At 72.0% G+C, this 21696-nt stretch carries 23 protein-coding genes; 7 read left to right on the top strand and 16 right to left on the bottom strand.

Going from position 1 to position 21696, the window contains the following annotated elements:
• Positions 1–94: 94 nt before the first annotated feature.
• Positions 95–676, top strand: a complete 582-nt coding sequence (locus tag A3IC_RS0145100; protein ID WP_040878341.1) for a TetR/AcrR family transcriptional regulator — start codon at positions 95–97, stop codon at positions 674–676.
• Here A3IC_RS0145100 and A3IC_RS0145095 read toward each other — a convergent pair.
• From A3IC_RS0145095 to A3IC_RS0145085, 3 genes are all read right to left on the bottom strand, one after another.
• The gene (locus A3IC_RS0145095; RefSeq protein WP_020556647.1) at positions 651–1889 is read right to left on the bottom strand and encodes a benzoate/H(+) symporter BenE family transporter; all 1239 of its coding nucleotides are present in this window, start codon (positions 1887–1889) and stop codon (positions 651–653) included. The two genes, A3IC_RS0145100 and A3IC_RS0145095, sit on opposite strands and share 26 nt — an antisense overlap.
• Positions 1890–1908: 19 nt before the next feature.
• On the bottom strand, positions 1909–2385 hold the full coding sequence (locus A3IC_RS0145090; protein ID WP_020556646.1) for a macro domain-containing protein: 477 nt from the start codon (positions 2383–2385) through the stop codon (positions 1909–1911).
• A 62-nt stretch (positions 2386–2447) separates the two neighbouring features.
• The gene (locus A3IC_RS0145085) at positions 2448–3332 is read right to left on the bottom strand and encodes an amidohydrolase family protein (protein ID WP_020556645.1); all 885 of its coding nucleotides are present in this window, start codon (positions 3330–3332) and stop codon (positions 2448–2450) included.
• A gap of 74 nt (positions 3333–3406) precedes the next feature.
• Between A3IC_RS0145085 and A3IC_RS0145080 the strand changes: the two genes are divergently transcribed.
• Positions 3407–4555 (top strand): Mrp/NBP35 family ATP-binding protein, encoded by a 1149-nt coding sequence (locus A3IC_RS0145080; RefSeq protein WP_020556644.1) that lies wholly within the window; start codon positions 3407–3409, stop codon positions 4553–4555.
• Positions 4556–4679: 124 nt separating this feature from the next.
• Here A3IC_RS0145080 and A3IC_RS0145075 read toward each other — a convergent pair whose 3' ends face one another.
• From A3IC_RS0145075 to sigE, 5 genes are all read right to left on the bottom strand, one after another.
• A complete protein-coding gene (locus tag A3IC_RS0145075; protein WP_020556643.1) occupies positions 4680–5324 on the bottom strand; it encodes a hypothetical protein in 645 nt (214 codons plus the stop codon).
• A gap of 284 nt (positions 5325–5608) precedes the next feature.
• Entirely contained in the window at positions 5609–6046 is a 438-nt protein-coding gene (locus tag A3IC_RS0145070) for a sec-independent translocase (protein ID WP_020556642.1), read from the bottom strand.
• A 165-nt stretch (positions 6047–6211) separates the two neighbouring features.
• The gene (locus tag A3IC_RS72010) at positions 6212–8056 is read right to left on the bottom strand and encodes a S1C family serine protease (protein ID WP_052174078.1); all 1845 of its coding nucleotides are present in this window, start codon (positions 8054–8056) and stop codon (positions 6212–6214) included.
• A 287-nt stretch (positions 8057–8343) separates the two neighbouring features.
• On the bottom strand, positions 8344–8961 hold the full coding sequence (locus A3IC_RS60245) for an anti-sigma factor (protein WP_020556640.1): 618 nt from the start codon (positions 8959–8961) through the stop codon (positions 8344–8346).
• A 104-nt stretch (positions 8962–9065) separates the two neighbouring features.
• Positions 9066–9683, bottom strand: coding sequence for an RNA polymerase sigma factor SigE (sigE, locus tag A3IC_RS60240; protein WP_052174094.1), 618 nt, complete (start codon positions 9681–9683; stop codon positions 9066–9068).
• A 325-nt stretch (positions 9684–10008) separates the two neighbouring features.
• Between sigE and A3IC_RS0145050 the strand changes: the two genes are divergently transcribed.
• Entirely contained in the window at positions 10009–10695 is a 687-nt protein-coding gene (locus A3IC_RS0145050) for an O-methyltransferase (RefSeq protein WP_020556638.1), read from the top strand.
• A 139-nt stretch (positions 10696–10834) separates the two neighbouring features.
• On the opposite strand, the gene A3IC_RS66225 is transcribed toward A3IC_RS0145050, so the two are convergent.
• The gene (locus tag A3IC_RS66225) at positions 10835–11002 is read right to left on the bottom strand and encodes a DUF3117 domain-containing protein (RefSeq protein ID WP_078976897.1); all 168 of its coding nucleotides are present in this window, start codon (positions 11000–11002) and stop codon (positions 10835–10837) included.
• A 294-nt stretch (positions 11003–11296) separates the two neighbouring features.
• Here A3IC_RS66225 and A3IC_RS0145035 point away from each other — a divergent pair, with 294 nt between their 5' ends.
• The gene (locus A3IC_RS0145035) at positions 11297–12094 is read left to right on the top strand and encodes an enoyl-CoA hydratase/isomerase family protein (RefSeq protein WP_020556636.1); all 798 of its coding nucleotides are present in this window, start codon (positions 11297–11299) and stop codon (positions 12092–12094) included.
• A gap of 90 nt (positions 12095–12184) precedes the next feature.
• Here A3IC_RS0145035 and A3IC_RS0145030 read toward each other — a convergent pair whose 3' ends face one another.
• Entirely contained in the window at positions 12185–12763 is a 579-nt protein-coding gene (locus A3IC_RS0145030) for a DNA-3-methyladenine glycosylase I (protein WP_020556635.1), read from the bottom strand.
• Entirely contained in the window at positions 12760–13593 is an 834-nt protein-coding gene (locus A3IC_RS72005; RefSeq protein WP_052174077.1) for a DivIVA domain-containing protein, read from the bottom strand. Before A3IC_RS72005 ends, A3IC_RS0145030 begins: the two co-directional genes overlap by 4 nt.
• Positions 13594–13715: 122 nt before the next feature.
• Between A3IC_RS72005 and folP the strand changes: the two genes are divergently transcribed.
• Positions 13716–14528 (top strand): dihydropteroate synthase, encoded by an 813-nt coding sequence (folP, locus tag A3IC_RS0145020; RefSeq protein ID WP_052174093.1) that lies wholly within the window; start codon positions 13716–13718, stop codon positions 14526–14528.
• Positions 14529–14646: 118 nt separating this feature from the next.
• Here the strand turns inward: folP and A3IC_RS0145015 are convergent, their stop codons facing one another.
• The 5 genes from A3IC_RS0145015 to fdxA form a co-directional block, all read right to left on the bottom strand.
• A complete protein-coding gene (locus tag A3IC_RS0145015) occupies positions 14647–16056 on the bottom strand; it encodes an alkaline phosphatase PhoX (RefSeq protein ID WP_020556632.1) in 1410 nt (469 codons plus the stop codon).
• Positions 16057–16154: 98 nt separating this feature from the next.
• Positions 16155–16937, bottom strand: coding sequence for an LOG family protein (locus A3IC_RS0145010; protein ID WP_020556631.1), 783 nt, complete (start codon positions 16935–16937; stop codon positions 16155–16157).
• Positions 16938–17011: 74 nt separating this feature from the next.
• A complete protein-coding gene (dapE, locus tag A3IC_RS0145005) occupies positions 17012–18073 on the bottom strand; it encodes a succinyl-diaminopimelate desuccinylase (protein ID WP_020556630.1) in 1062 nt (353 codons plus the stop codon).
• A gap of 84 nt (positions 18074–18157) precedes the next feature.
• A complete protein-coding gene (gene dapC, locus A3IC_RS0145000) occupies positions 18158–19240 on the bottom strand; it encodes a succinyldiaminopimelate transaminase (protein WP_026219469.1) in 1083 nt (360 codons plus the stop codon).
• An 87-nt stretch (positions 19241–19327) separates the two neighbouring features.
• Entirely contained in the window at positions 19328–19654 is a 327-nt protein-coding gene (fdxA, locus tag A3IC_RS0144995) for a ferredoxin (protein WP_020556628.1), read from the bottom strand.
• A 204-nt stretch (positions 19655–19858) separates the two neighbouring features.
• Here fdxA and A3IC_RS60230 point away from each other — a divergent pair, with 204 nt between their 5' ends.
• Positions 19859–20800 carry a GNAT family N-acetyltransferase gene (locus tag A3IC_RS60230; RefSeq protein ID WP_020556627.1) on the top strand — a complete coding sequence of 314 codons (942 nt, stop codon included), beginning with the start codon at positions 19859–19861 and terminating at the stop codon, positions 20798–20800.
• Positions 20797–21636, top strand: a complete 840-nt coding sequence (locus tag A3IC_RS0144985) for a transglutaminase family protein (protein WP_020556626.1) — start codon at positions 20797–20799, stop codon at positions 21634–21636. Before A3IC_RS60230 ends, A3IC_RS0144985 begins: the two co-directional genes overlap by 4 nt.
• The last annotated feature ends 60 nt before the right edge of the window (positions 21637–21696 follow it).

The following is a 21696-nucleotide window of genomic DNA, read 5'->3' as shown; positions in this document are numbered from 1 at the left end:
TCGGAGCCGGGCGAGGGTTCGACGGACCCTTTTTATACAGACGTATGAGTCGTTCGTATAAGACATTTGTCTAATGCGGGGTTACGATCGCCTCATGGGACACCGCGAAGACCTGCTGGCCGGAGCCAAACGTTGTCTGTACGAGAAGGGCTACATGCGCACCACCGCGCGCGACATCGTCGCCGCGTCGGGAACCAACCTCGGATCGATCGGCTATCACTACGGGTCCAAGGACGCACTGATGCAGCAGGCGCTGCTGGAGTCGATCGAGGGGTGGGGCACGGAACTGAGCAACGCGCTGGCCGACGCGGTCGGCAGTGAGACCGCGCCGCTGGAGCGCTTCGAGGCGATCTGGACGCGGGTGATCGACCTGATGGAGTCGCACCGGATGATGTGGGCGGCCAACTTCGAGATCCTGGCCCATCTCGACGAGCTGCCGGAGATCCACAAGGTGCTCGCCGCAGCGCAGAACGACGGCCGCTCCGGACTGGCCTCGATCTTCCTGGGTGTGCCCGAGGAGGGCAACGAGCACCTCACCGGCACGGTGGGAGCGCTGTGTCAGGCGCTCCTGGTGGGCGTGGTCAGCCAGTGGATGTTCGCTCCGGAGAACGCCCCCACGGGCCGCGATCTCGCCGAGGGCATGCGCGTGCTCATGACCGCGCACCCGACCGGCTGAACCGGCCGCCGGACAGCACCAGGTGGGCCAGGACGCCCGCGATCAGCCCCCAGAACGCGGACCCGATGCCGCCGATGGTGACCCCGGACGCGGTGGCCAGGAAGGTGATCAGCGCCGCCTCGCGGTGTTCGTCGTCGGCCATCGCGCCGGTGAGGCCGCTCGCCAGCGCGCCGAACAGCGCCACGCCCGCGACCGCGGCGACCAGCTCCTTGGGCAGGCCCGCGAACAGGGCCACCAGCGTCGACCCGAACATGCCCACGACCAGGTAGAAGGCCCCGCACGAGACCCCCGCGACGTAGCGCCTGCGGGGGTCGCGGTGCGCCTCGGGGCCGGTGCAGATCGCGGCGGTGATCGCGGCCAGGTTGATCGCGTGCGACCCGAACGGCGCCAGCAACGTGGAGACCGCCCCGGTCGAACCGATCAGCACCCGGTCGTTCGGCGCGTAGCCGGACGCGGCCAGCACCCCCATTCCGGGGGCGTTCTGCGACGCGAGGGTGGCCACCAGGAGCGGCACCGCGATCCCGATCAGGGCCGGCACCGACAGGTGCGGCGTGGTCCACTCCGGGCGGGCGATCTCGAACGCGTCGATGCGCACGTGCAGCCGTGAGGTCGCCGCCGCGCAGACCACCCCGACCACGAGCGCGGCCAGAACCGCGTAGCGCGGGAGGAACCGCTTGCCGACCAGATAGGCGAGCAGCACGCCGCCGGCGATCCAGGGCGCGGTCTTGACCGACGTGAACACCCCGGTACCGAACGAGAACAGGATCCCGGCCAGCATCGCGGACACCACCGCGGCGGGCACCCGGCGAATCAGCCGGCCGAACACGCCGGTCACCCCGATCACGGTGATCAGCACGCCGGTGACCACGAACGCGCCGATCGCCTCGGGATACGAGTACGAGCCCAGGCTGGTCACCAGCAGCGCGGCGCCCGGCGTGGACCACGCGGTGACGATCGGCATCCGGGTGTACAGGCTCAGGCCCAGGCAGGTCAGCCCGCTGCCGATGGACAGCGCCCAGACCCACGAGCCGGTCTGCTCCCGGGTCAGTCCGCCGGCGGACGCCGCGGTCAGCACGATCACCAGCGGCCCCGAGTAGGAGACCAGCACCGCGATCAGGCCGGCGAGCACGGCCGACAAGGACGCGTCCCGCCACAGGTTCGGCGCGGTCGCGGGCGGCGCCGGCTCGGTGTTCGTCGTGATCCCCGTACTCACCCGGCGCCTCGCCTCGTGGTCAATCGTGGTCGTAGACGGTGACCTGGACACCGCACGCGCTCAACCGTTCGAGGACGAGCGGCTCCACCCTGCCCCAGTTGCCCCCCGCCAGACCACAGCCAATTCGCGGCATGTGGACCGAGGCATCGAGTTCGAGCGCCCGGTGCCCGAGTTCGGTCAGCGCCCGATCGATCGCCTCATAGCGCACCGGCGGCCCCTTGCTGCCGGTCCGCATGCCGTGCTGGCCGATCATGTTGGCCACCCACAGGTAGGTGTCGACGCGGACCAGCCGCACCGCGCCGAGCCCGAAATCGTTGTGCGCCCGCTCGCGATGCCACCGCCGATAGTCGGCCTCCGGCTCGGGCCATCGCCGAGACAGCGCGAGCACGAAGCCCTTGCCCCAGCCGCCCTGGTCGTTGCACACGTGGGCGATCACCTTGACACCCTTGCCCAGCGGCGTGGTGGCGTCTCCCCTGACATACGTGACGGTCGCCATGCGCGGCACGGTAACCGGCCGCCGTTTCGCACCGACACTCGTTTACCCCGGGTCGGCGACCCTCACGGCCGGCCGAACAGGCGGGCCGCGTTGTCGTGGCAGACCGCCCGCAGCCAGTCGTCGCCCAGGTCGAGCCGGGTCAACGCGTCCAGCGCGTGTATGTAGCCGTAGGGGATGTTCGGGAAGTCGCTGCCCCACAGGATGCGATCCGCGACGTCCCGCAGCCGGGCGCGGTCGGCGGGCGGGAAGGGGGTGAACTCCTCGACGAAGTCGGTGAAGGCCATCGTGGTGTCCAGGTGCACGCCCTCGTGGCGGTCCGCGAGGTCCAGGAACTCGCCGTACTCCGGCATCCCCATGTGCGCGACGATCAGTCGCAGCCGCGGGTGTCGGGCCAGCACCCGGGCGATGGGGCCGGGCCCGGTGTGCGCCCCCGGCACCGGCCCCGAACCGCAGTGCGCGACCACCGGCACCCCCGCGTCCGCGAGTGTGCCCCACACGTCCTCCAGGAGCGGATCGGTCGGGTCGTACCCACCGACCTGGACGTGCGCCTTGAACACGACCGCACCCGACTCGATCGCCTCGCGCACGTACTTGCCCGCCCCCGGTTCCGCGAAGAAGGTCGCCGTGTGCAGGCAGTCCGGGGTACGCGCGGCGAACTCGCGCGCCCACGCGTTCAGCCACGCGGCCATCTCGGGCTTGTGCGGATACAGCATCGACGTGAACGCCGAGACGCCGAACGCGCGCAGCGCGGCGACCCCTTCGTCCTCGTCGAGCCGGTAGGTGATCGGCCAGGGCCGGCCGAGCAGCGGACCCGCCGCGTCGAAGTAGGCCCACACCTTGTCCAGCACCCGCTTGGGCATGAAGTGGGTGTGCACGTCGATCAGCGACACCAGGCCCAGCTCCCGACGGAACCGGGCCACCAGCGCCTCTTCGGCCACTGTGGTCACGTGGCCACCTCCCCATCCGGCTCGGAGATCGATGCTCTCGAAGTCTTTTTCCGTGAGCGTCGTAAGCTCACGGTATGGCTTCTGCAACCCTGCCCTCGGCGGACGACATCCAGGATGCGCTGGCGACCGTCCAGGACCCCGAGATCAACCGGCCCATCACCGAATTGGGCATGGTCAAATCCGTCGAGATCCAAGCCGACGGGCGGGTCGAGGTCGGGGTCTTCCTGACCGTCAGCGGCTGTCCGATGCGCGAGACGATCATCAGCCGGGTCGAGAAGGCGGTCGGCGCGCTGCCTGGCGTGACCTCGGTCCGCGTCGACCTCGACGTGATGAGCGACACGCAACGCAAGGAACTCGCGAGCCGGCTGCGCGGCGGCCAGGCCGAGCGCGAGGTGCCGTTCGCCCAGCCCGGCTCGCTCACCCGCGTGTACGCCGTGGCCTCCGGCAAGGGCGGCGTCGGCAAGTCGTCGGTGACCGTGAACCTGGCCGCCTCGATGGCCGCCCAGGGGCTCAAGGTCGGCATCGTGGACGCGGACATCTACGGCCACTCGGTGCCGCGCATGCTGGGCGTGGAGGGCAAGCCCACCCAGGTCGAGAACATGATCATGCCGCCGTCGGCGCAGGGCGTGAAGGTGATCTCGATCGGCATGTTCACCCCGGGCAACGCCCCGGTGGTGTGGCGCGGCCCGATGTTGCACCGCGCGCTCCAGCAGTTCCTCGCCGACGTCTACTGGGGCGACCTGGACGTGCTGCTGCTCGACCTCCCGCCGGGCACCGGCGACATCGCCATCTCGGTCGCCCAGTTGGTCCCCAACGCGGAGATCCTGGTGGTGACCACGCCGCAGCAGGCGGCGGCCGAGGTCGCCGAGCGGGCGGGCACCATCGCGGTGGAGACGCGCCAGACCATCGCCGGCGTGATCGAGAACATGGCCGGGCTGCCGTGCCCGCACTGCGGCGAGATGGTCGACGTGTTCGGCTCCGGCGGCGGGCAGCGAGTCGCCGACGGCCTGTCCGTGGCCACCGGCACCAAGGTCCCGCTGCTCGGCTCGATCCCGATCGACACCCGGCTGCGCGAGGGCGGCGACACCGGCAAGCCGGTCGTGCTGGATGCCCCGGAATCGCTCGCCGCCATCGCCCTGGGCGAGATCGCGGCCAAGCTCGGCGGACGCGAGCGCGGCCTCGCCGGCCTCCAGCTCGGGCTGACCCCGCTGCGCAACTTCTGAGGTCGCCTCGGTGCGGGCCGGCCGGACCGCGCCACCGCGGACACCGGCCCCATCACGATGATCCCGGAGGCACGCGCGCCCGTTCGACGGTCGCGTCCGTGCCGCCGGGGTCATCGACCAGGGGTCACGAATCCGGCGTCGCGTACATGCGCAGGTCCACCCCGCGGGACAGGCCCAGGCCGTACGCGCTCGCACCGCGCCCGTACACCCCAAGGTAAACGCCCGCGCTCTCGCCCGCGAGCACCCAGCCGTAGGCCGACTCCCGATAGCGGAAGCGCGCGGGCACCCCGTTCACCGGGATGGCCAGGTCCGTCCACCCGGGTCCGGTCAGGTTGTCGGACAGGTCCCACGCGATGTTGGTCTGCTGATCCAGCCACTCCGCCCGGGTCGCCCGGTCGAGCTGCCAGGGCCAACTCTCCGCGAGCAATGCCACCCCTGCGAGTGACGCCGCGCTCGCCTTGGAGGTGGCCTCCATCTGTCCCGTACCGTCCCCGGCCGGCCGCTTGGGCCGCCGCGGGACGGTCACCACGGACACGAACCGGCGCGGTGTCGGATCACCGGGTCGCCGGCTCGGCAGATCGCCGTGGCCGAGCGTGCCGTACTCGATCGTGCCCCGGCCCCTGCACACCGACGACAACCAACGCCGCCCGTTCCAGCCCTCGTCCAGGCCGTACCAGGGGAACTCCGCACCCAGATATGCCGCCAGCAGGCCGGGCTTGCCGGCCTCTTCGGAGGGCAACGCCTCGCCCGCGTGGCTGATTGTGTCCATACTCCGCCTCAGGTCCTCTCGCGCGGCGCGACGGCGCCGTCGGCTGCCTCGGTCTGCCATGTCCGGAGCCGTCTCCCCCGACGACTTCCGGGCGGACCGTCCGTCCGATACATGTATCCGCCGCGTCACCGACCACACACCGCCCGTGCATCTCGGCTCCATAGTGCCCGAATGCGCACGCGGCCTCGCACGTGATCGGCGGCCGGCGGCCGGGAGTCGACGGCGCCCGGGAGCGGTCCTCGAACCCGCGTCGGAAAGGACCCTCGACGCGGGACCGCCGACGCTCAGGTCGCGTCGGCGTCGTACGGCGGGCGCTCACCGGGCTCGACCCGGGGGCCGGCAGCCTTCTTCTGCAGCGACGGCGGGCTGTACGAGGTGTCCGGCACGTCCGGGTCGTACGGGCTGCCGCCGGCCAGGCCCTTGATCTCCTCGAAGTCCTTGCCGAGCGAGTCGCGCAGCTCGCGGATGCCCAGGTCGTCGTCCCCGTCACCCATCAGGTTCTTGCGGACGAACGTCTTGGGGTTGAGGTCCTCCAAGTGCATGTTCTCGAACTCCGGACCGAGTTCCTTCTTCAGATCGGCCCGGGCCCCGGAGGAGAACTCGCGAAACTTACGAATGGTGCGGGCCACGTCGCCGATCATCTTCGGCAGCTTCTCCGGGCCGAAGATCACGATCGCGAGAATGACGAGCGCGACCATCTCGGGTGCACCGACGTCGAACACCTGGACTCCACGAGATTGCGCCGAGGGGGTTCGATCGGGCGACCGAACCCCCTCAGAGTAGTCGTCGGCACCTGAAGCGGAAGGCCGCGGCCGGCATCGAACGCTCCGTTTGGTGCCTATCGTCGGAAGATGTGACCGTCCGGACATGTGTACGTCATGTCCGGGTCATCCGGCTTCGAGGGTCATGTCGACCGTGCGCTCGGTCCCGTCCCGCTCGATGGTCAACTTGATCACCGCACCGGGCGCCTTGGAGCGAATCGCCACGATCAACTCGTTGGCGTCGTGCACCTTGCGACCGTCGATCGCCTTGATCACGTCGCCGGGCTTGAGCCCGGCCCGCTCGGCCGGTCCCCCGGCCCGGATCGGCGGTGTGCCCTTGACGTCCGAAGACGCGATCCGCGCGCCGTCGCCCTGGTACGCGACGTCCAACGAGACGCCGATCACCGGGTGCGACGCCTTGCCGGTCTCGATCAGCTGCTGCGCCACGCGGCGCGCCTGGTTGATCGGGATGGCGAAGCCGAGACCGATGCTGCCCGCCTCCTGCTGCGTTCCGAACGGATTGCCCTGCCCGCCACCGCCGGCCGAGCGGATCGCCGAGTTGATCCCGATCACCGAGCCCGCCGCGTCGATCAGCGGACCACCGGAGTTGCCGGGGTTGATCGGCGCATCGGTCTGCAACGCGCTGATGTAGGACACGTCGCTGCCGGAACCGCCCGCGCTCACGGCGCGGTCCTTGGCGCTGATGATCCCGGAGGTGACGGTGCCCTCCAGGTTGAACGGCGCGCCGATGGCGATCACCGGGTCGCCGACCTGGACGCTGTCGGAGTTGCCCAACGGCAGCGGGTGCAGCCCCCGCACGCCCGACACGCGGATCACCGCGAGGTCGTAGCCGGTGTCCCGGCCGACCAGGGTCGCCGAGGTCTGCTGGCCGTCGTTGAAGGTCACCGTGATCGTGCCGCCGGACGAGGCCGACTCGACCACGTGGTTGTTGGTCAGGATGTCGCCGGCGGTGTCCAGCACGAAGCCGGTGCCGGTGGCCTCGCCGCGGCCGGTCTTGGCGTGGATGTAGACCACGCCGGGCAGCGTGCTGCCCGCGAGCCCGGCGATGGTGTCCTTGCCCCGAACCGGACCGGCGGGCGGCGGATCGCCGAGCCGGACCTTGGTGTCCTGCCGGTCGGCGACCCAGGCTCCGATGCCGCCGCCGATCAAACCGGCCACCAGCGCGATGGCCGCGGCCCACACCACCAGCCGGCGGCCGTAACGCCTGCCGAGGTCCTCGGTGGGCCCGCCGGCGCCGGTCATGTCTCCCGGTACCGGATACCCGTACGGCACGGCCTGATAGGGCGCGTAGGCCGCCTGCGGGGCATACGAGGGGTACGGCCCGTACGGCCCGTAGCCGGTCTGCCCCGCGCCGGGCTGCGTGCCGTAGGCACCGGTCCCTCCCGGCCACGGCTGCGGCGGCGGCCCGGCGGGCGGGGGCGGCTGTGGGGGTGGCGCGAAGGGGTCGTACGCGGGATCGTCCGCGCTCGGGAGTTCGGCGGTGCCGTGCACCACCGGCACCTCGGCGGTGACCGCTTCCCGTACATCCGGGACCGGGGGTCCGAACGCGGCCGGCTCGATGGCGGGATCGCCCTGCCCGGGCTCGCCGGCCGCCGCGTCCCGGGCACCGGCGTCCTCGCCCGCCGCGTCCCGCGCCGGGCCTTCGGCCTTTGCGAACGGCGGCCGGCCCGGGAACGCGGCGGGTTCGTCGTCGGGGCCGGGCTCGGCCGGCCGCTCGAACGGTGCCTCGGTCGATGCTCCGAATGGTGTCTCGGCCGGCGTGAGGGGCCCGGCCCCGGCCGGTTCGGCGGATCGGGAATCGGGCTCGCCCTCCCGCCGGGCGCCTGCCGTCGAGGGCGGCGCTCCGGGCGGGAAGGCCGCCCGCTCCGCGTCGTGATCGGGTCCCGGCCCGGCCGGCGCGTCGTCGCCTCGCGGCGGCTCCGCTCCCCCGCGGCCGTATGCGTCGCTCATCGTGTGCCTTCCTACCGCTCCCGGTGTGCCGAGCACCTGCTGCTCCCCGGCACGGCCACAGTCTTGCGCGTGCCGATCGGTGCCGTCCCGGCGGCAGCGGATACCCGCCTCGCCACGCCGCACGCGCGGCCGACCGAAAGTGCCCCACTCGCGGCCGACCGAAAGCGCCCACTCGCGGCCCCGCACACTCGGGCCGACCGACGACGAACCGTTTCCGCCCATTCCCGCGGCGGCCGGGCCGGTCCCCGCGCCGACCCATCGGCCGGCGCGAGGGTGAACCGGCGGCGCTACTGCCGGGCGGCGCCCTCCGACGGGACCGGCACCGTCAGCGGCGTCCCGGCCAGCACCAACGCGGGGCGTCGGGGCGCCGAGCCCTCGGGCAGCGCGGTCGTGGTGGCGGCCTGCTCCACGAGGTAGCGCTCCACGGCCGGCGCCGCGGGACGTCCTTCGGTGCCGCCGCTGGTCCCGCCCGGCACGAACGCGCTGCTCAGCGCGACGGCCATCATCGAAAACGCGCCCGCGGCGGCGAACGTCAGCCGACGCCGGCTCACCGGCGGGCGCACCCGCTCGGGCATGTTGCCGGGCCGACCGGCCCGCGGACCGGTCGAGCGCGAGCGCGCACGTGCCGTCGGCCGCCCGGCGGCCGGAAAGGTGAAGCGGTCCCCCGACGCGGGCGGCGGAGGCGGCTCCTGGGCGGACTCGCCCAGGCCCAACAACCGTGCCATCAACTCGTCCGACGGACCGGGCTGCCGCACCTTGCCGAGCAGTTGTTTGACTTGGCGCTGCTCCTCCGCCTCCACGCGACAGTCCGCGCATTCGGCGAGGTGCGCCAGCACCTTCTCGCGGGCCTCATGGCCCAGCTCGCCGTCCACATAGGCGGCGAGCTTGTCGTCGAGGTGGCTCATGTCCCCACCTCGCATGCCCCACGTCGGGTCGCGGCGCGCCCCACCCGTGTGGCACTCACTACCCCCCTGCCCAAGCGGTCGCCGGGCTCACTGGTCACGGTCCCTCATCTCCGCACCGTGGTCCGGACCTCCGCAGCCGTCTCCTGGCCTGCCTTGTTCCGGGGAGCACGATGCCGCAGCGCCGCACGGAGCTGGGACCGGCCGCGGTGAATGCGGCTGCGCACGGTCCCGAGTTTCACTCCGAGCGTGGTGGCGATCTCCTCGTACGACAGGCCCTCGATGTCACACAGCACGACCGCGGCGCGGAACTCCGGGGCGAGGGCATCCAGCGCCTGCTGGACGTCCGCGTCCAGGTGGGCGTCGTCGTATGCCTGCGCGGGTGAGAGCTCACGACCGGCGAGGCGTTCGCCCGCGTCGTCGCCCAGACCCTCGAAGCGGATGCGCTGACGGCGCCGAACCATGTCGAGGAAAAGGTTCGTGGTGATGCGGTGCAGCCAACCCTCGAACGTGCCGGGCGTGTAGCTCGACAACGATCGGAACACTCGGACGAACACCTCTTGGGTGATGTCGTCCGCGTCGTGCGGGTTGCCGCTGAGGCGGTAGGCGAGCCGATAGACCCGAGCGGAGTGGGTGCGGACGATGTCCTCCCACGACGGCGGGACCCATTCGGCCTGGGCTGGGCTGCTGATTGCGTTTGCGGCTTCGGCCACGTGATCCGGCATCGGCGACGCGTCGCGGGTACAGGATTGTTCCCCGCGGTGGTCGACCACTGCCACACCTCCTCTTCCGAGTAGCGCAACCACCATAAGCGCCCTGCCTGTTAAGCCCGGATAAGGGCGCCGAGCCCGGATCCGACCCACCTGCGGTGCCGCGAGACCACGAGCCTCGTGTTCACCTGTCTTCCGAGGGGGTCAACGAACCGCGTCCGGACGGGGTTCCCCGAATTCGGCCCGGTCGCCGAGGGCGGTCGGCTCCGGCGCCCCGGGCGCACTCGTGCGGCGCTCCCCGGCCGGGCGGATGACCCCTCGGTAATACCCTTGCGCTCAGGTGGCCGACCCGTCGAGACGCGTACGGGCGGCCGGGACAGAGGAGGAAGCCATTTCCGGCAATCGCCAGGCGAGCTGGGCGTTCGCGGAAGAGTACGTCGGCGAGGACGCCGTCCTCGCGGGCGCCCGCGCCCGCGCCCGGGAAGTCGGCGTGGTCCCGATAGGTCCGGGCGGCGGCGCCACGCTGCGCTTCCTCGCGGCCGCGGTGGAGGCCAAGGCGGTCGCCGAGATCGGGACCGGGACCGGGGTCTCCGGCCTCTACCTGCTGCGCGGCATGCGCCCCGACGGCGTGCTCACCACGGTCGACTCCGACCCGGAGAACCAGCGCCTCGCGAAGGAGACCTTCACCGAGGCGGGCTTCCCCAGCGGCCGCGCCCGCTTCATCCCGGGCCGCGCCCTGGAGGTGCTGCCGCGGCTCGCCGACGGCGGCTACGACCTGGTGTTCTGCGACGGTGACAGGCTGGAGTACCTGGACTACCTGGCCGAGGCGCTGCGCCTGCTGCGGCCCGGCGGCGTGGTGTGCTTCGACAACGCGCTCCTGCGCGACCGGGTGGCCGATCCGGCGCACCGGGACGCGGAGACCGCGGCCGTGCGCGACGTGCTGCGGGTGATCCGCGAGCACGAGTCGCTCGTGCCCGCCCTGCTCCCGGTCGGCGACGGCCTGCTCTGCGCGGCCCGCCGGGGCTGATCACCGCCGGGCACCGCCGTCACGCGCGGTCGCCGGGAGCCGCCCGGACATGCCGACGGCCCCGATCCGGACATGAGTCTCCATGTCCGAATCGAGGCCGTCGCATCACGACTTTCGTCGAGGGCGTCGCCCCTGGGGGTCAGCCCACGGCGTTCTTCAGCGCCTCGCTCAGGGCACCGGCCTCATCGGCCGACAACTCGACTACGAGCCGTCCACCGCCCTCAAGCGGAACGCGCATGACGATGCCCCGCCCTTCCTTGGTCACCTCGAGCGGGCCGTCGCCCGTCCGCGGCTTCATGGCCGCCATGCTCGTTCCCCTTCCTGCATATCGACGCACCGGTGCTCAAACCGGCCACCGGTCTTCGAGAGCATTGATCAGGGACCATTATCCCGCATCGAACGGTGGGGTGAGCAACATCGGGTCCCGTCGACCTCCGGAACCCCGTCCGTACGGCGACGGAATGAGATGGTCCGTCCCGGCTCGGCCTCGGCTCGGGAATGAGCTGACGGTCCGTCAGGGCCGGGCTGGGGCACGGCGCGGCGGTCCGGCATGCTGTGCACATCCCACCTGCGGTGATGTACGTGATGCGGAGGCAGGCAAATGGCCGACAAGACCGACAATGTGCTCTACGAACTCGCCGACGGAGTCGCGACCGTCACGCTGAACCGTCCCGACGCGATGAACTCGCTGGACGAGCCGACCAAGATCGCATTGCGCGACGCGGTGCTCCGCGCGGCCGAGGACGCCGACGTGCGAGCGGTTCTGCTGACCGGCAGCGGTCGGGCGTTTTGTGTCGGTCAGGATCTCAAGGCGCACATTCGGCAGCTGGAGACCGGCCCCGAGGCCACCTTCGCGACCGTGCGCGAGCACTACAACCCGCTGGTGACCGCGCTCGCCACGATGGCCAAGCCGGTGATCGCCGCGGTCAACGGCGTCGCGGCGGGGGCGGGCGCGGCGATCGCGTGGGCCTGCGACTTCCGGATCATGGCGGACACGGCCGGGTTCAACACCGCGTTCGCGGGGGTCGCGCTGACCGCCGACTCCGGCGCGTCCTGGACGCTGCCGCGGCTGGTCGGTCAGGCCCGGGCGGTCGAGCTGTTGATGCTGCCGCGCACGGTCAAGGCGGCCGAGGCGCTCGAACTGGGCCTGGCCAACCAGGTGGTACCGGCCGATCAGGTGCTCGACACGGCCCGCGAACTGGCCCGCCGGCTCGCCGAGGGGCCGACCGTGGCGCTGGCCGCGCTCAAGGAGTCGGTCGCCTACGGCGCGTCCCACTCGCTGATCGACACCCTGGTCAAGGAGGAGGAACTGCAACTGCGCGCGGGCGGCTCCGAGGACCACCGGATCGCGGTCGCGGCGTTCGTCGCCAAGGAGAAGCCGACCTTCGTCGGCCGCTGAGCCGGGCTCGGCGCACCGCCGCGCGAGGTCGATCCCGCGGCGGTGCCCGATGCTCGGGACGCGCGGCCCGCCGGGCGGTCGTCGGGCGACTCAGCGGGACGCGCAGCCCGCGAGGTGGTCGTTGACCAACCCGCATGCCTGCATCAGCGCGTAGGCGGTGGTGGGGCCGACGAACCGGAAACCCTTGCGCTTGAGCTCCTTGGCCAGCGCGGTGGACTCGTCGGTGACCGCCGGTACGTCCGACAGGGCCGCGGGAGCCTTCCGGCGCCCGGAGGGTACGAACGACCATACGAGCGCGTCCAGACCGCCCTGGAGGGCCTGCGCCGCGTGTGCGTTGGCTATCGCGGCGTCGATCTTGGCCCGATTGCGGATGATGCCCTCGTCGGTGAGCAGCCGGGCCCGGTCCGCGTCGTCGAACCGAGCCACCCGGGCGATCGAGAAGTCGGCGAAGGCCGCCCGGAAGCCGGCCCGTCGGCGCAGGATGGTCAGCCAGGACAAGCCGGACTGGAACGCCTCCAGGCACAGGCGTTCGTACAGCGCGTCCTCGCCGTGCACGGGGACGCCCCACTCGGTGTCGTGGTAGATCCGGTAGTCCTCCGGTCCGGTCGCGCCCCACGGGCAGCGCAGCAGTCCGTCCGGTCCCGCGACCGGACCGCCGATGACGGTCACGGCTTGGGGTCGCCCTTCGACTCGGCGGTGGGCGCGACGTCGTCGTCCGCGGCGGCAGTCGGCTCGGCAGTCGGCTCGGCGGTCGGCTCGGCGGTCGGCTCGGCGGACGCCGCGTCGGTGGCCGGGGTATCGGTGGCCGGGGTGTCGGTGGCCGGGGTGTCGGTGGCCGGGGTGTCGGTGGCCGGGGTGTCGGCCTCGCTCACGACCGACTCGCGCGTCTCGTCCGCATCCGCATCCACATTCGCACCCGCACCCGCACCCGCACCCGCACCCGCACCCGCGACGACGCTCGCGGGCCGGGTCTCGTCCGGGTCGGACCCGGTCGAGACGGCCCGGTCCGGCTTCTCCAGGGACAGCGTGTTGCCCACGGCACGCGGCGGCGGGGCGAGCCGGCCGGCGCCGAGCGCGCTCGCACCCGCGGCGGCGGCGCCCGGGACCGACACGGTGACGCCGGCCGGGGTGGTGCCGCTGAGCTTGTACTCGAGTTCCAGGATGCGCGCGTCGCGCGCCGCGAGTTCGCCGGTGAGCCGGTCCAGGACGACGTCGACCTCGCTCATCCGGTAGCCGCGAAAGACCACCGGGAAGCGGATGTCGTCGACGTCCGCGCTCGTCAGCGGGCGGTCGCCGGGCATCCGCAGCTCGGGCTGTTCGCGGTGGGCGTCGGGAAGGGAGCCACCCGCCCCGAGCACGACCGCGGCGATCACGAGGATCACCCCGGTCACCACGACAAGCTGGATCCAGAACACGGACGGCTCCCCTTCGACGGTGGTGCAGGTGCTGGGACGGGCGTCCGCTCCGGGCCGCTTCGGGAAGCCCCCGGGTCGTCGCACGGGACGATCGTGCCACGATCAGGGGGTCAGGTGGCACGTGCTGGGTGTGGTGGGCGGAGGTCGACGGGGTGACGACGCTGAGGCTGGGGCGACAAGAGTTCGGTGGCGACGAGTTGGTGATCATGGCGATCATCAACCGGACACCGGACTCGTTTTTCGACAAGGGTGCGACCTTCGACGATCGACCCGCCCTGGACGCGGTCGAACGCGCGGTCGCCGAGGGCGCGGGGATCGTGGACATCGGGGGGGTCAAGGCCGGTCCGGGGGCCGAGGTGGACGTCGCGGAGGAGATCCGCCGCACGGCGTCGTTCGTGGCCGAGGTCCGCCGTCGCCACCCCGACGTGGTGATCAGCGTCGACACCTGGCGGCACGAGGTGGCCGAAGCGGTCTGCGAGGCGGGCGCGGACCTGATGAACGACGCGTGGGGCGGGGTGGACCCCAAGCTCGCCGAGGTGGCCGCCAAGTACGACGTGGGCATCGTGTGCACGCACGCCGGTCGCGCGCAGCCGCGCACACGGCCGCACCGGATCGGCTACGTGGACGTGATGGCCGACATCCTGGACGTGACGATCGGCCTGGCCGAGCGCGCCGCGCGGCTGGGCGTGCGCCGGGACGCGATCCTGATCGACCCCGGGCACGACTTCGGCAAGAACACCCGACACTCGCTGGAGGCGACCCGCCGACTCGGCGAGATGGTCGACACCGGCTGGCCGGTGCTGGTGTCGCTGTCCAACAAGGACTTCGTCGGCGAGACGCTGGACAAGCCGGTGAACGAGCGCCTGCTCGGCACGCTCGCCACCACCGCGGTCAGCGCGTGGCTGGGTGCCCGGGTGTACCGCGCGCACCAGGTCGGCGAGACCCGTCAGGTGCTGGACATGGTGTCCTCGATCCACGGCACCCGACAGCCCGCGGTGGCCCGGCGCGCCCTGGCCTGACGGCCCCGCGGGGCCGCCGTGCGGTCCCCGGGGAACGTCTTTCGGCGCCTGCGCCCACCGAGGAGGTGGGCGCAGGCGCCGAAAAGTGGGCTCCGACCGCGGCCGGCGGGTCAGCCGATCAGCAGCGCTTCCAGGGGCCCTGGATCGCGTACATCGTGCCCGGGGTCTGCACGTTCGCGAACAGCGTGCGGCCGTCCTCGGAGAAGACCGGGCCGGTCAGCTCACTGCCGCCGGGAACGTCGTTGCGGGCGATCGGGTAGGTCTTGCCGTCCTCGGTCGCGCCGAGCAGGTGCTGCACGCCCTCGCCGTCCTCGGCGATGATCACGCCGCCGTGCGGCGAGACGCTGATGTTGTCCGGGCCGTCGTAGGGACCGTCCACGTCCGGCGTGGTGTTGACGCCGAAGCGCAGCTTCAGGGTCAGCCGGGCGCGACGCGGGTCGTAGAACCAGATCTGGCCGTCGTGCGGCGTGCCCGGGCTCTCCTTGCGGGCGAAGCTGGTGACGACGTACGCGCCGCCGTCGCCCCACCAGATGCCCTCGATCTTGCGACCGCGGGTGATGTCGGTGTTCTGGAACTGCTTGCGGATGGACGCCGTGCGGGCGTCGCGCTCCTGCACCGTCACCCAGTTCACCGCGTAGGTGGTGCCGATCTCGGTGGCGCGGGAGAGGTCGTCCACGTGCTTGCCGCTCGCGTCCACGCAGCGCATCGCCGCGAGGGTGCCCGCGTCGTCGGCCAGCTTGCGCAGTCGGCCGCGACCGCCGTCCCAGTGGCGCGGGGGCTCCCAGCGGTAGAACAGCCCGTTCGGGTTGCTCGCGTCCTCGGTCAGGTACAGGTGACCGCGACGCGGGTCGACCGCGACCGCCTCGTGGGCGAACCGGCCGAGCGCCTTGATCGGCTTGGGGTCGCGGTTGGCGCGGCGGTCGTAGGGGTCGACCTCGAAGACGTAGCCGTGGTCCTTGGTCGCGCTGCCCTGACCGGCGAGCTGCTCGGTCTCCTCGCAGGTCAGCCAGGTGTCCCACGGGGTCACCCCGCCCGCGCAGTTGGTCGCGGTGCCGGCCACGCCGACGTACTCGCGGATGCGCCTGCCGTAACGGTTCACCTCGACCACCGTGCAGCCGCCGGCGAGACCCTCGTCGTAGACCAGACCCGACAGGTGCGGGACCGGGAGCGGGGTGTCCTTGAGCGAACCGCCGAGCTCGTGGTTGTTGACCAGGACGGTGCCGCCGCCACGCAGCTTGAAGGCACCGGTGCCGTCGTGGTTGCTCGGGGTCACCTCGCCGGACTCCAGCTTGGTGACACCGGCCTCGGTGACTATCTGGTACGAGAAACCCTTGGGCAGCGCCAGCCGCCCGGCGGGGTCGTTGATCAGCGCACCGTAGCCCGGCTGGGCCGGCGGCCGGCCCTGCCCGTTGGGCCGGGACGAGGCCGAGGCGTTCGGGGCCAGCAGCATGCCGGTGCTGCCGATGAGGGCGACACCGGCACCGGTGGTGGCGGTGCGACCGAGGAAGCCCCTGCGGGACAGCGACATGTGGTTTCTCCAGTGAAAGGCAGGAAAAATCGGGACGCCCCTACGCTTTCGCCCGCCGGTGTCCCCCAAGTGAACGTGACGGGGCGCCCGAATGCCCGTCAGGTGGCAATTGCTCCGCCACCGGCGCGGCGTTCCGCCGCGGCCTTGTCCGCACGCGACTCGGCCTCGATCTTCGAGCACTCCAGGTCGGCATCGCGAATGATCCGCACGGCCTCGTCCACGTCGTCGGTGATCCGGATCAGGTCCAGGTCGGCCGGTGATGCCTTGCCCTGGGCGATCACCACGTCGCGGACCCAGTCGATCAGGCCGGTCCAGTAGTGGCGGCCGATCAGCACCACGGGGAAGTGGGTGACCTTGCCGGTCTGGACCAGGGTCAGCGCCTCGAACAACTCGTCCAGCGTGCCGATCCCGCCGGGCAGCACGATGAAGCCCTGCGCGTACTTGACGAACATCGTCTTGCGCGCGAAGAAGTACCGGAAGGTGATGCCCCGGTCCACGTACGGGTTGAGCCCGGACTCGAACGGGAGCTTGATGCCCACGCCCACGGACTGCCCGCCCGCGGCCCGGGCACCCTTGTTCGCCGCCTCCATCGCGCCCGGGCCGCCGCCGGTGATCACCGCGTAGCCGGCCTCGGCCAGCGCCCGGCCGACCCGCTCGCCGATCCGGTACTCGGCCGACCCCGGTTCGGTCCGGGCGGAGCCGAACACGCTCACCGCCCGGCCGAGGTCGGCGAGCATGCCGAACCCGTCCACGAACTCGGTCTGGATCCGCAGCACGCGCCACGCCTCGGTGCCGAGGTGCCCCATGCCGGGATGCTGCTCCTCGACCTCACTGGGCGAGGCGAACTCGGGTGGCTCCTCCGGAGCGAATCGCGCATCCATCCGGCCACCCTGTCACGCCGGAGCGACGGTTGATCGGATTTATCGGGAACCACCGCGATCGGTCCGCCCACCCGCTACCGAAGCCAGCGCAGGAGCCGCTCCTCGCTGTCCCCGATCAGTGCGATCTCCACGTGCTCGTCCCGCTTGTGCGCCAAGTTGGGGTCGCCGGGCCCGTAGTTGACCGCAGGGATGCCCAGCGTGGAGAACCGCGCCACGTCGGTCCAGCCGAACTTGGCCCGCGGCGGGGTCCCGATCGCCGCCACGAACGCCGCCGCGGCCGGGCGCTCCAGACCGGGCAGCGCACCCGCGGCCGCGTCGGTGAGCACCACGTCGAAACCGGCGAACACCTCCTGCACATGCGCGAACGCCTGCTCGACGCTGCGGTTGGGCGCGAACCGGAAGTTCACCGTCACCGTGCACACGTCCGGGATCACGTTGCCCGCCACGCCGCCCTCGATCCCGACCGCGCTGAGGCCCTCGCGATACTCGAGCCCGTCGATCACCACCTTGGCCGCCTCGTAGCCCCGCAGCCGGGTCAGGATCGGCGCCGCGGCGTGGATCGCGTTGTCGCCCAACCACGAGCGGGCCGAGTGCGCGCGGGTGCCGAGCGTGGTGATCCGCACCCGCAGGGTGCCCTGGCAACCACCCTCGACCGCGCCGCCGGTCGGCTCCATCAGCACCGCGAAGTCGGCGACGAGCCACTCCGGATGGGTGTTCGCCAACCGCAGCAGCCCGTTGCGGGACGCCTCGATCTCCTCGCAGTCGTAGAACACGTAGGTGACGTCGCGATTGGGCTCGGTCAATTGTGCGGCGAGGCGCAGTTGGACCGCGACGCCGCTCTTCATGTCCGACGTGCCGCAGCCGTACATCAGCGGGCCCTCGATCCGGGACGGCAGGTTGTCCGCGATCGGGACGGTGTCCAGGTGACCCGCGATCAGGATGCGTTCGGACCGCCCGAGGTCGGTGCGCGCGACCACCGAATCGCCGTCCCGGAAGACGGTCAGGTGCGGATGGGCGCGCAGCGCCTGCTCCACCGCGTCGGCGAGCACCCGCTCGTCGCCACTGACGGACGGAATGTCGACGAGTTGCGCGGTGAGCGACGCCGCGTCCTGGGACAGATCAAGCCTCACGGTCATACCGGCAGCCTATCCCGGTCCCGGGACGCGTTATCTGACGATTCGTCAGGTCAATCGGGCCTCGTCACTCGACCGTTCCACTGCTCATCCGTTCTTGAGGCGCTCCACGCCGGCCGCCACCCGCTCGTCGGTCGCGGTGAACGCGATCCGTACGTGCCGGTCGCCCAGCGGGCCGTAGAAGTCGCCCGGCGCGACCAGGATGCCGCGCTCGGCGAACCACGCCGCAGTGTCCCAGCAGTCCTCGTCGCGCGTGGTCCACAGGTACAGGCTCGCCTCGGAGTGCTCGATCCGGAAGCCGGCCGACTCCAGCGCGCCGCGCAGCGCCGCACGCCGGGCCGCATATCGGGCCTTTTGCACCGCGACGTGCTCGTCGTCGGCGAAGGCGACGGTCATCGCCGCCTGCACCGGGCCCGGCACGATGTGCCCCGCGTGCTTGCGCACCGCGAGCAGTTCGCGGATCACCGCGAGGTCGCCGGTGACCAAGCCCGCACGGTAGCCGGCCAGGTTGCTGCGCTTGGACAACGAGTGCAGGGCCAACAGCCCCTCGTGCGAGCCGCCGCACACGTCCGGGTGCAGCACCGAGACCGCCCGGGCGTCCCAGCACAGCTCGATGTAGCACTCGTCGGACACCACCAGGATGTCGTGTGCGCGGGCCCACTCGACCACCGCGCGCAGTTCCTCGACCGAGCGCACCGCGCCGTGCGGGTTGCCCGGCGAGTTCAGCCAGATCATCCGCACGCCGGCGGGGTCCGGCAGGGTGCCGTCCACCACCGGGAGCGGGGTGGCCCCGGCCAGCCGCGCGCCCACGTCGTAGGTGGGGTAGGCCAGTGCCGGGTGTGCGACCGTGTCGCCCGGACCGAGCCCGAGCTGATGGGGCAGCGCCGCGACCAGTTCCTTGGTCCCTATCACCGGCAGCACCGCGTCCGGGTTCGCGCCGGTGATCCCGAGGCGGCGGACCAGCCACGCGGCGATCGACTCGCGCAGTTCGGGCCGGCCGTACACGGTCGGGTACCCGGGCGAGTCGGCGGCCGCGCTCAGCGCGTCCCGGATCAGCTCCGGGGTGGGGTCCACGGGCGTACCCACGGACAGGTCGACCACGCCGCCCGGGTGGGCCCGCGCCCGCACACCGAACGGTTCGAGGCGGTCCCAGGGGAAGACGGGGAGCAGATCGGTGACGCGACGCGCCCGCCGACCCCGCGCTGCTGCGGGGTCGGTAGGCGTTTCCGCACCGTTGTGCGAAGCGGTCACGTCGCTCTACTCGCCGGTCGCCTGCGGCGGCAGCGCGGCGATGAGCGGGTGGTCCTTGGCGATCAGGCCCATCTTCGAGGCGCCACCCGGGGAGCCGAGGTCGTCGAAGAACTCCACATTCGCCTTGTAGTAGTCCTTCCACTGCTCCGGGGTGTCGTCCTCGTAGAAGATTGCCTCGACCGGGCAGACGGGCTCGCAGGCTCCACAGTCGACGCACTCGTCGGGGTGGATGTACAGCGCACGTTCACCCTCGTAGATGCAGTCGACGGGGCACTCCTCGATGCATGCCTTGTCCTTCAGGTCGACGCAGGGCTGCGCGATGACGTAGGTCACGTCGGGTTCCTCCTCATGCGGGCGGTACAGGGTGCGCGGGAGCGCGGCAACGTCGGTGCCCGCAACTAGTATCGCGGTGGGCCGGGGCCTACTCCTAGCAGGTGGCCCTTACCTGTGTGCCGGGAACATGTCAGCAGACGTGGGCGGACGAGGTCAGCACGGATCGGGGAAGCCGGACAGGTGAAGAGGATCACACCACGGGATGTGGGCAGGCGCGTGTCGGTGCGCCGCGAGCTGCCGCCCGAGGACTCCGGAGCGAGCTATACGGACGTCGTGGGCGACCTCGTGGACTGGCGCGACGGTGTGCTGACAATCACCCGCAAGGACGGCAGTATCGCCCGGGTGGCCGAAGCGAGCATCGTGGCCGCCAAGGTGGTCCCGCCGCCCGTGCAGCGGCTGACCCCGGCCCGGTTGCAGGACGTGGCCAGCCGGTCCTGGCCCGCGCCGGAGGTCGCCACGTTCGGCGAATGGCTGCTGCGGGCGGCGGACGGGTTCACCCGGCGGGCCAACTCGGTGCTGGTTTTGGGCGAGCCCGGGGTCCCGTTCCAGGAGGCACTCGATCGGGTGAACCGCTGGTATGAGAAACGCCGGTTGCCGACGCTGTTCCAGGTCGCGCACCACGACCCCTTCGACCGCTTCCTCGACGCGGCCGGCTGGCTCGCGGAGGGCGATGCCCTGATGCGCACCGGGCGGCTGGTGCGCGCGGCGGACGTGCTGCACGACGTGGACGCGAGTGCGGTCCGGGTGCAGGACACCCTCACCGACGCGTGGCTCTCCCTCTATCACCACGTCGCGGGACGCCCGGGCGGCGACGCCGAGCGACACGTGCTCCAGGGCCCACCGGGCACCCTGTTCGCGACCGTGAGCGATCCCGTCTCGGGTGCGCCGATCGCGATCGGGCGCGTGTGCGTGCTCGGTCGGTACGCGGGCTTCGCCGCATTGGAGGTCGACCCGACCCATCGTCGGCAGGGCCACGCCCGGGCGATCGTCCGGGCGCTGACCGATCGGGCGCTGGCGAGCGGCGCGGTCACCGGGTGGCTCCAAGTGGAATCGGACAACCGGCCTGCCCGCGAGCTCTACGACGCGCTCGGCTTCACCGACCACCACGGTTACCACTACCGCCGATCGCCGGTCGCCCGCCCGTGAGCGCCCCCGGGAACCCGCGCGACCGGTTCGCCTCGGTGGTCCGGGCGGACGAGGTGGATCTGGCCGAGGCCGCGTTGCTGATGGGCGTCGAGGTCGATCCGACCTTCGACCCGGCCGCGGGCATCGCCGAGCTGGACCGACTCGCGGCGGCCGTGCGGGCCGAGGCCGGTGCCGGGTACGACCCGGCGCGGGCCGCCGCGGCGCTCGCGCTCGTGCTCGGCGGCCGGGCCCGCTTCTTCGGGCAGCAGTCGGACTACGCCGATCTGCGCTCGTCGCTGCTGCACGAGGTGCTGCGCCGTCGACGCGGGCTGCCGATCCTGCTGTCGGTGGTCTGGATCGAGGTGGGCCGACGGGCCGGCCTGCCGGTGTACGGCGTCGCGTTGCCGGGACATTTCGTGGTCGGGATCGGTGATCCGGACGGCGCGTTCGAGCTGGCCGACCCGTTCCACGGCGGGGTGCCCCTGTCAGTGTCGCGGGCCCGTCGCCTGGCCGCGGAGGCGGGCGGCCAGGCGGGCGATCCGGCGCTTTTGCAGCCGGCCCGGCCGACCGCGATCCTGCTCCGGGTGCTCAACAACATCCGCGCGTGGGCCGCCCAGCCCGAGCGCGGCATCGAGGGCGCCTGGACCCGGCTGTGGGCGGTCGAGCTGTCCCTGCTGCTGCCGCGCCACCCGGCGGCGCTGCGCCACGAGCGCGGCTCGCTGCTCGCCAAGACCGGCCAGTTCGCAGCCGGGGCTCGGCAGCTGCAGGAGTACGCCGAACTCGTCGAGCGGATCGATCCGAAGGTCGCCGAGGGTGTGCTGGCCGAGGCCAAGGCCGCCCGGGCCCGGCTGAACTGAGCCCGGGACACCGAGCCCCGGGCACGGTGGGCGACCGCGCTCCCGGCCGGCTCGGCCGCC

The organism is Embleya scabrispora DSM 41855, assembly GCF_000372745.1.
Taxonomy (GTDB): Bacteria; Actinomycetota; Actinomycetes; order Streptomycetales; family Streptomycetaceae; genus Embleya; species Embleya scabrispora.
The sequence above is the reverse complement of the archived record's forward strand: the minus strand, read 5'-3'. Positions and strand labels throughout refer to the sequence as shown.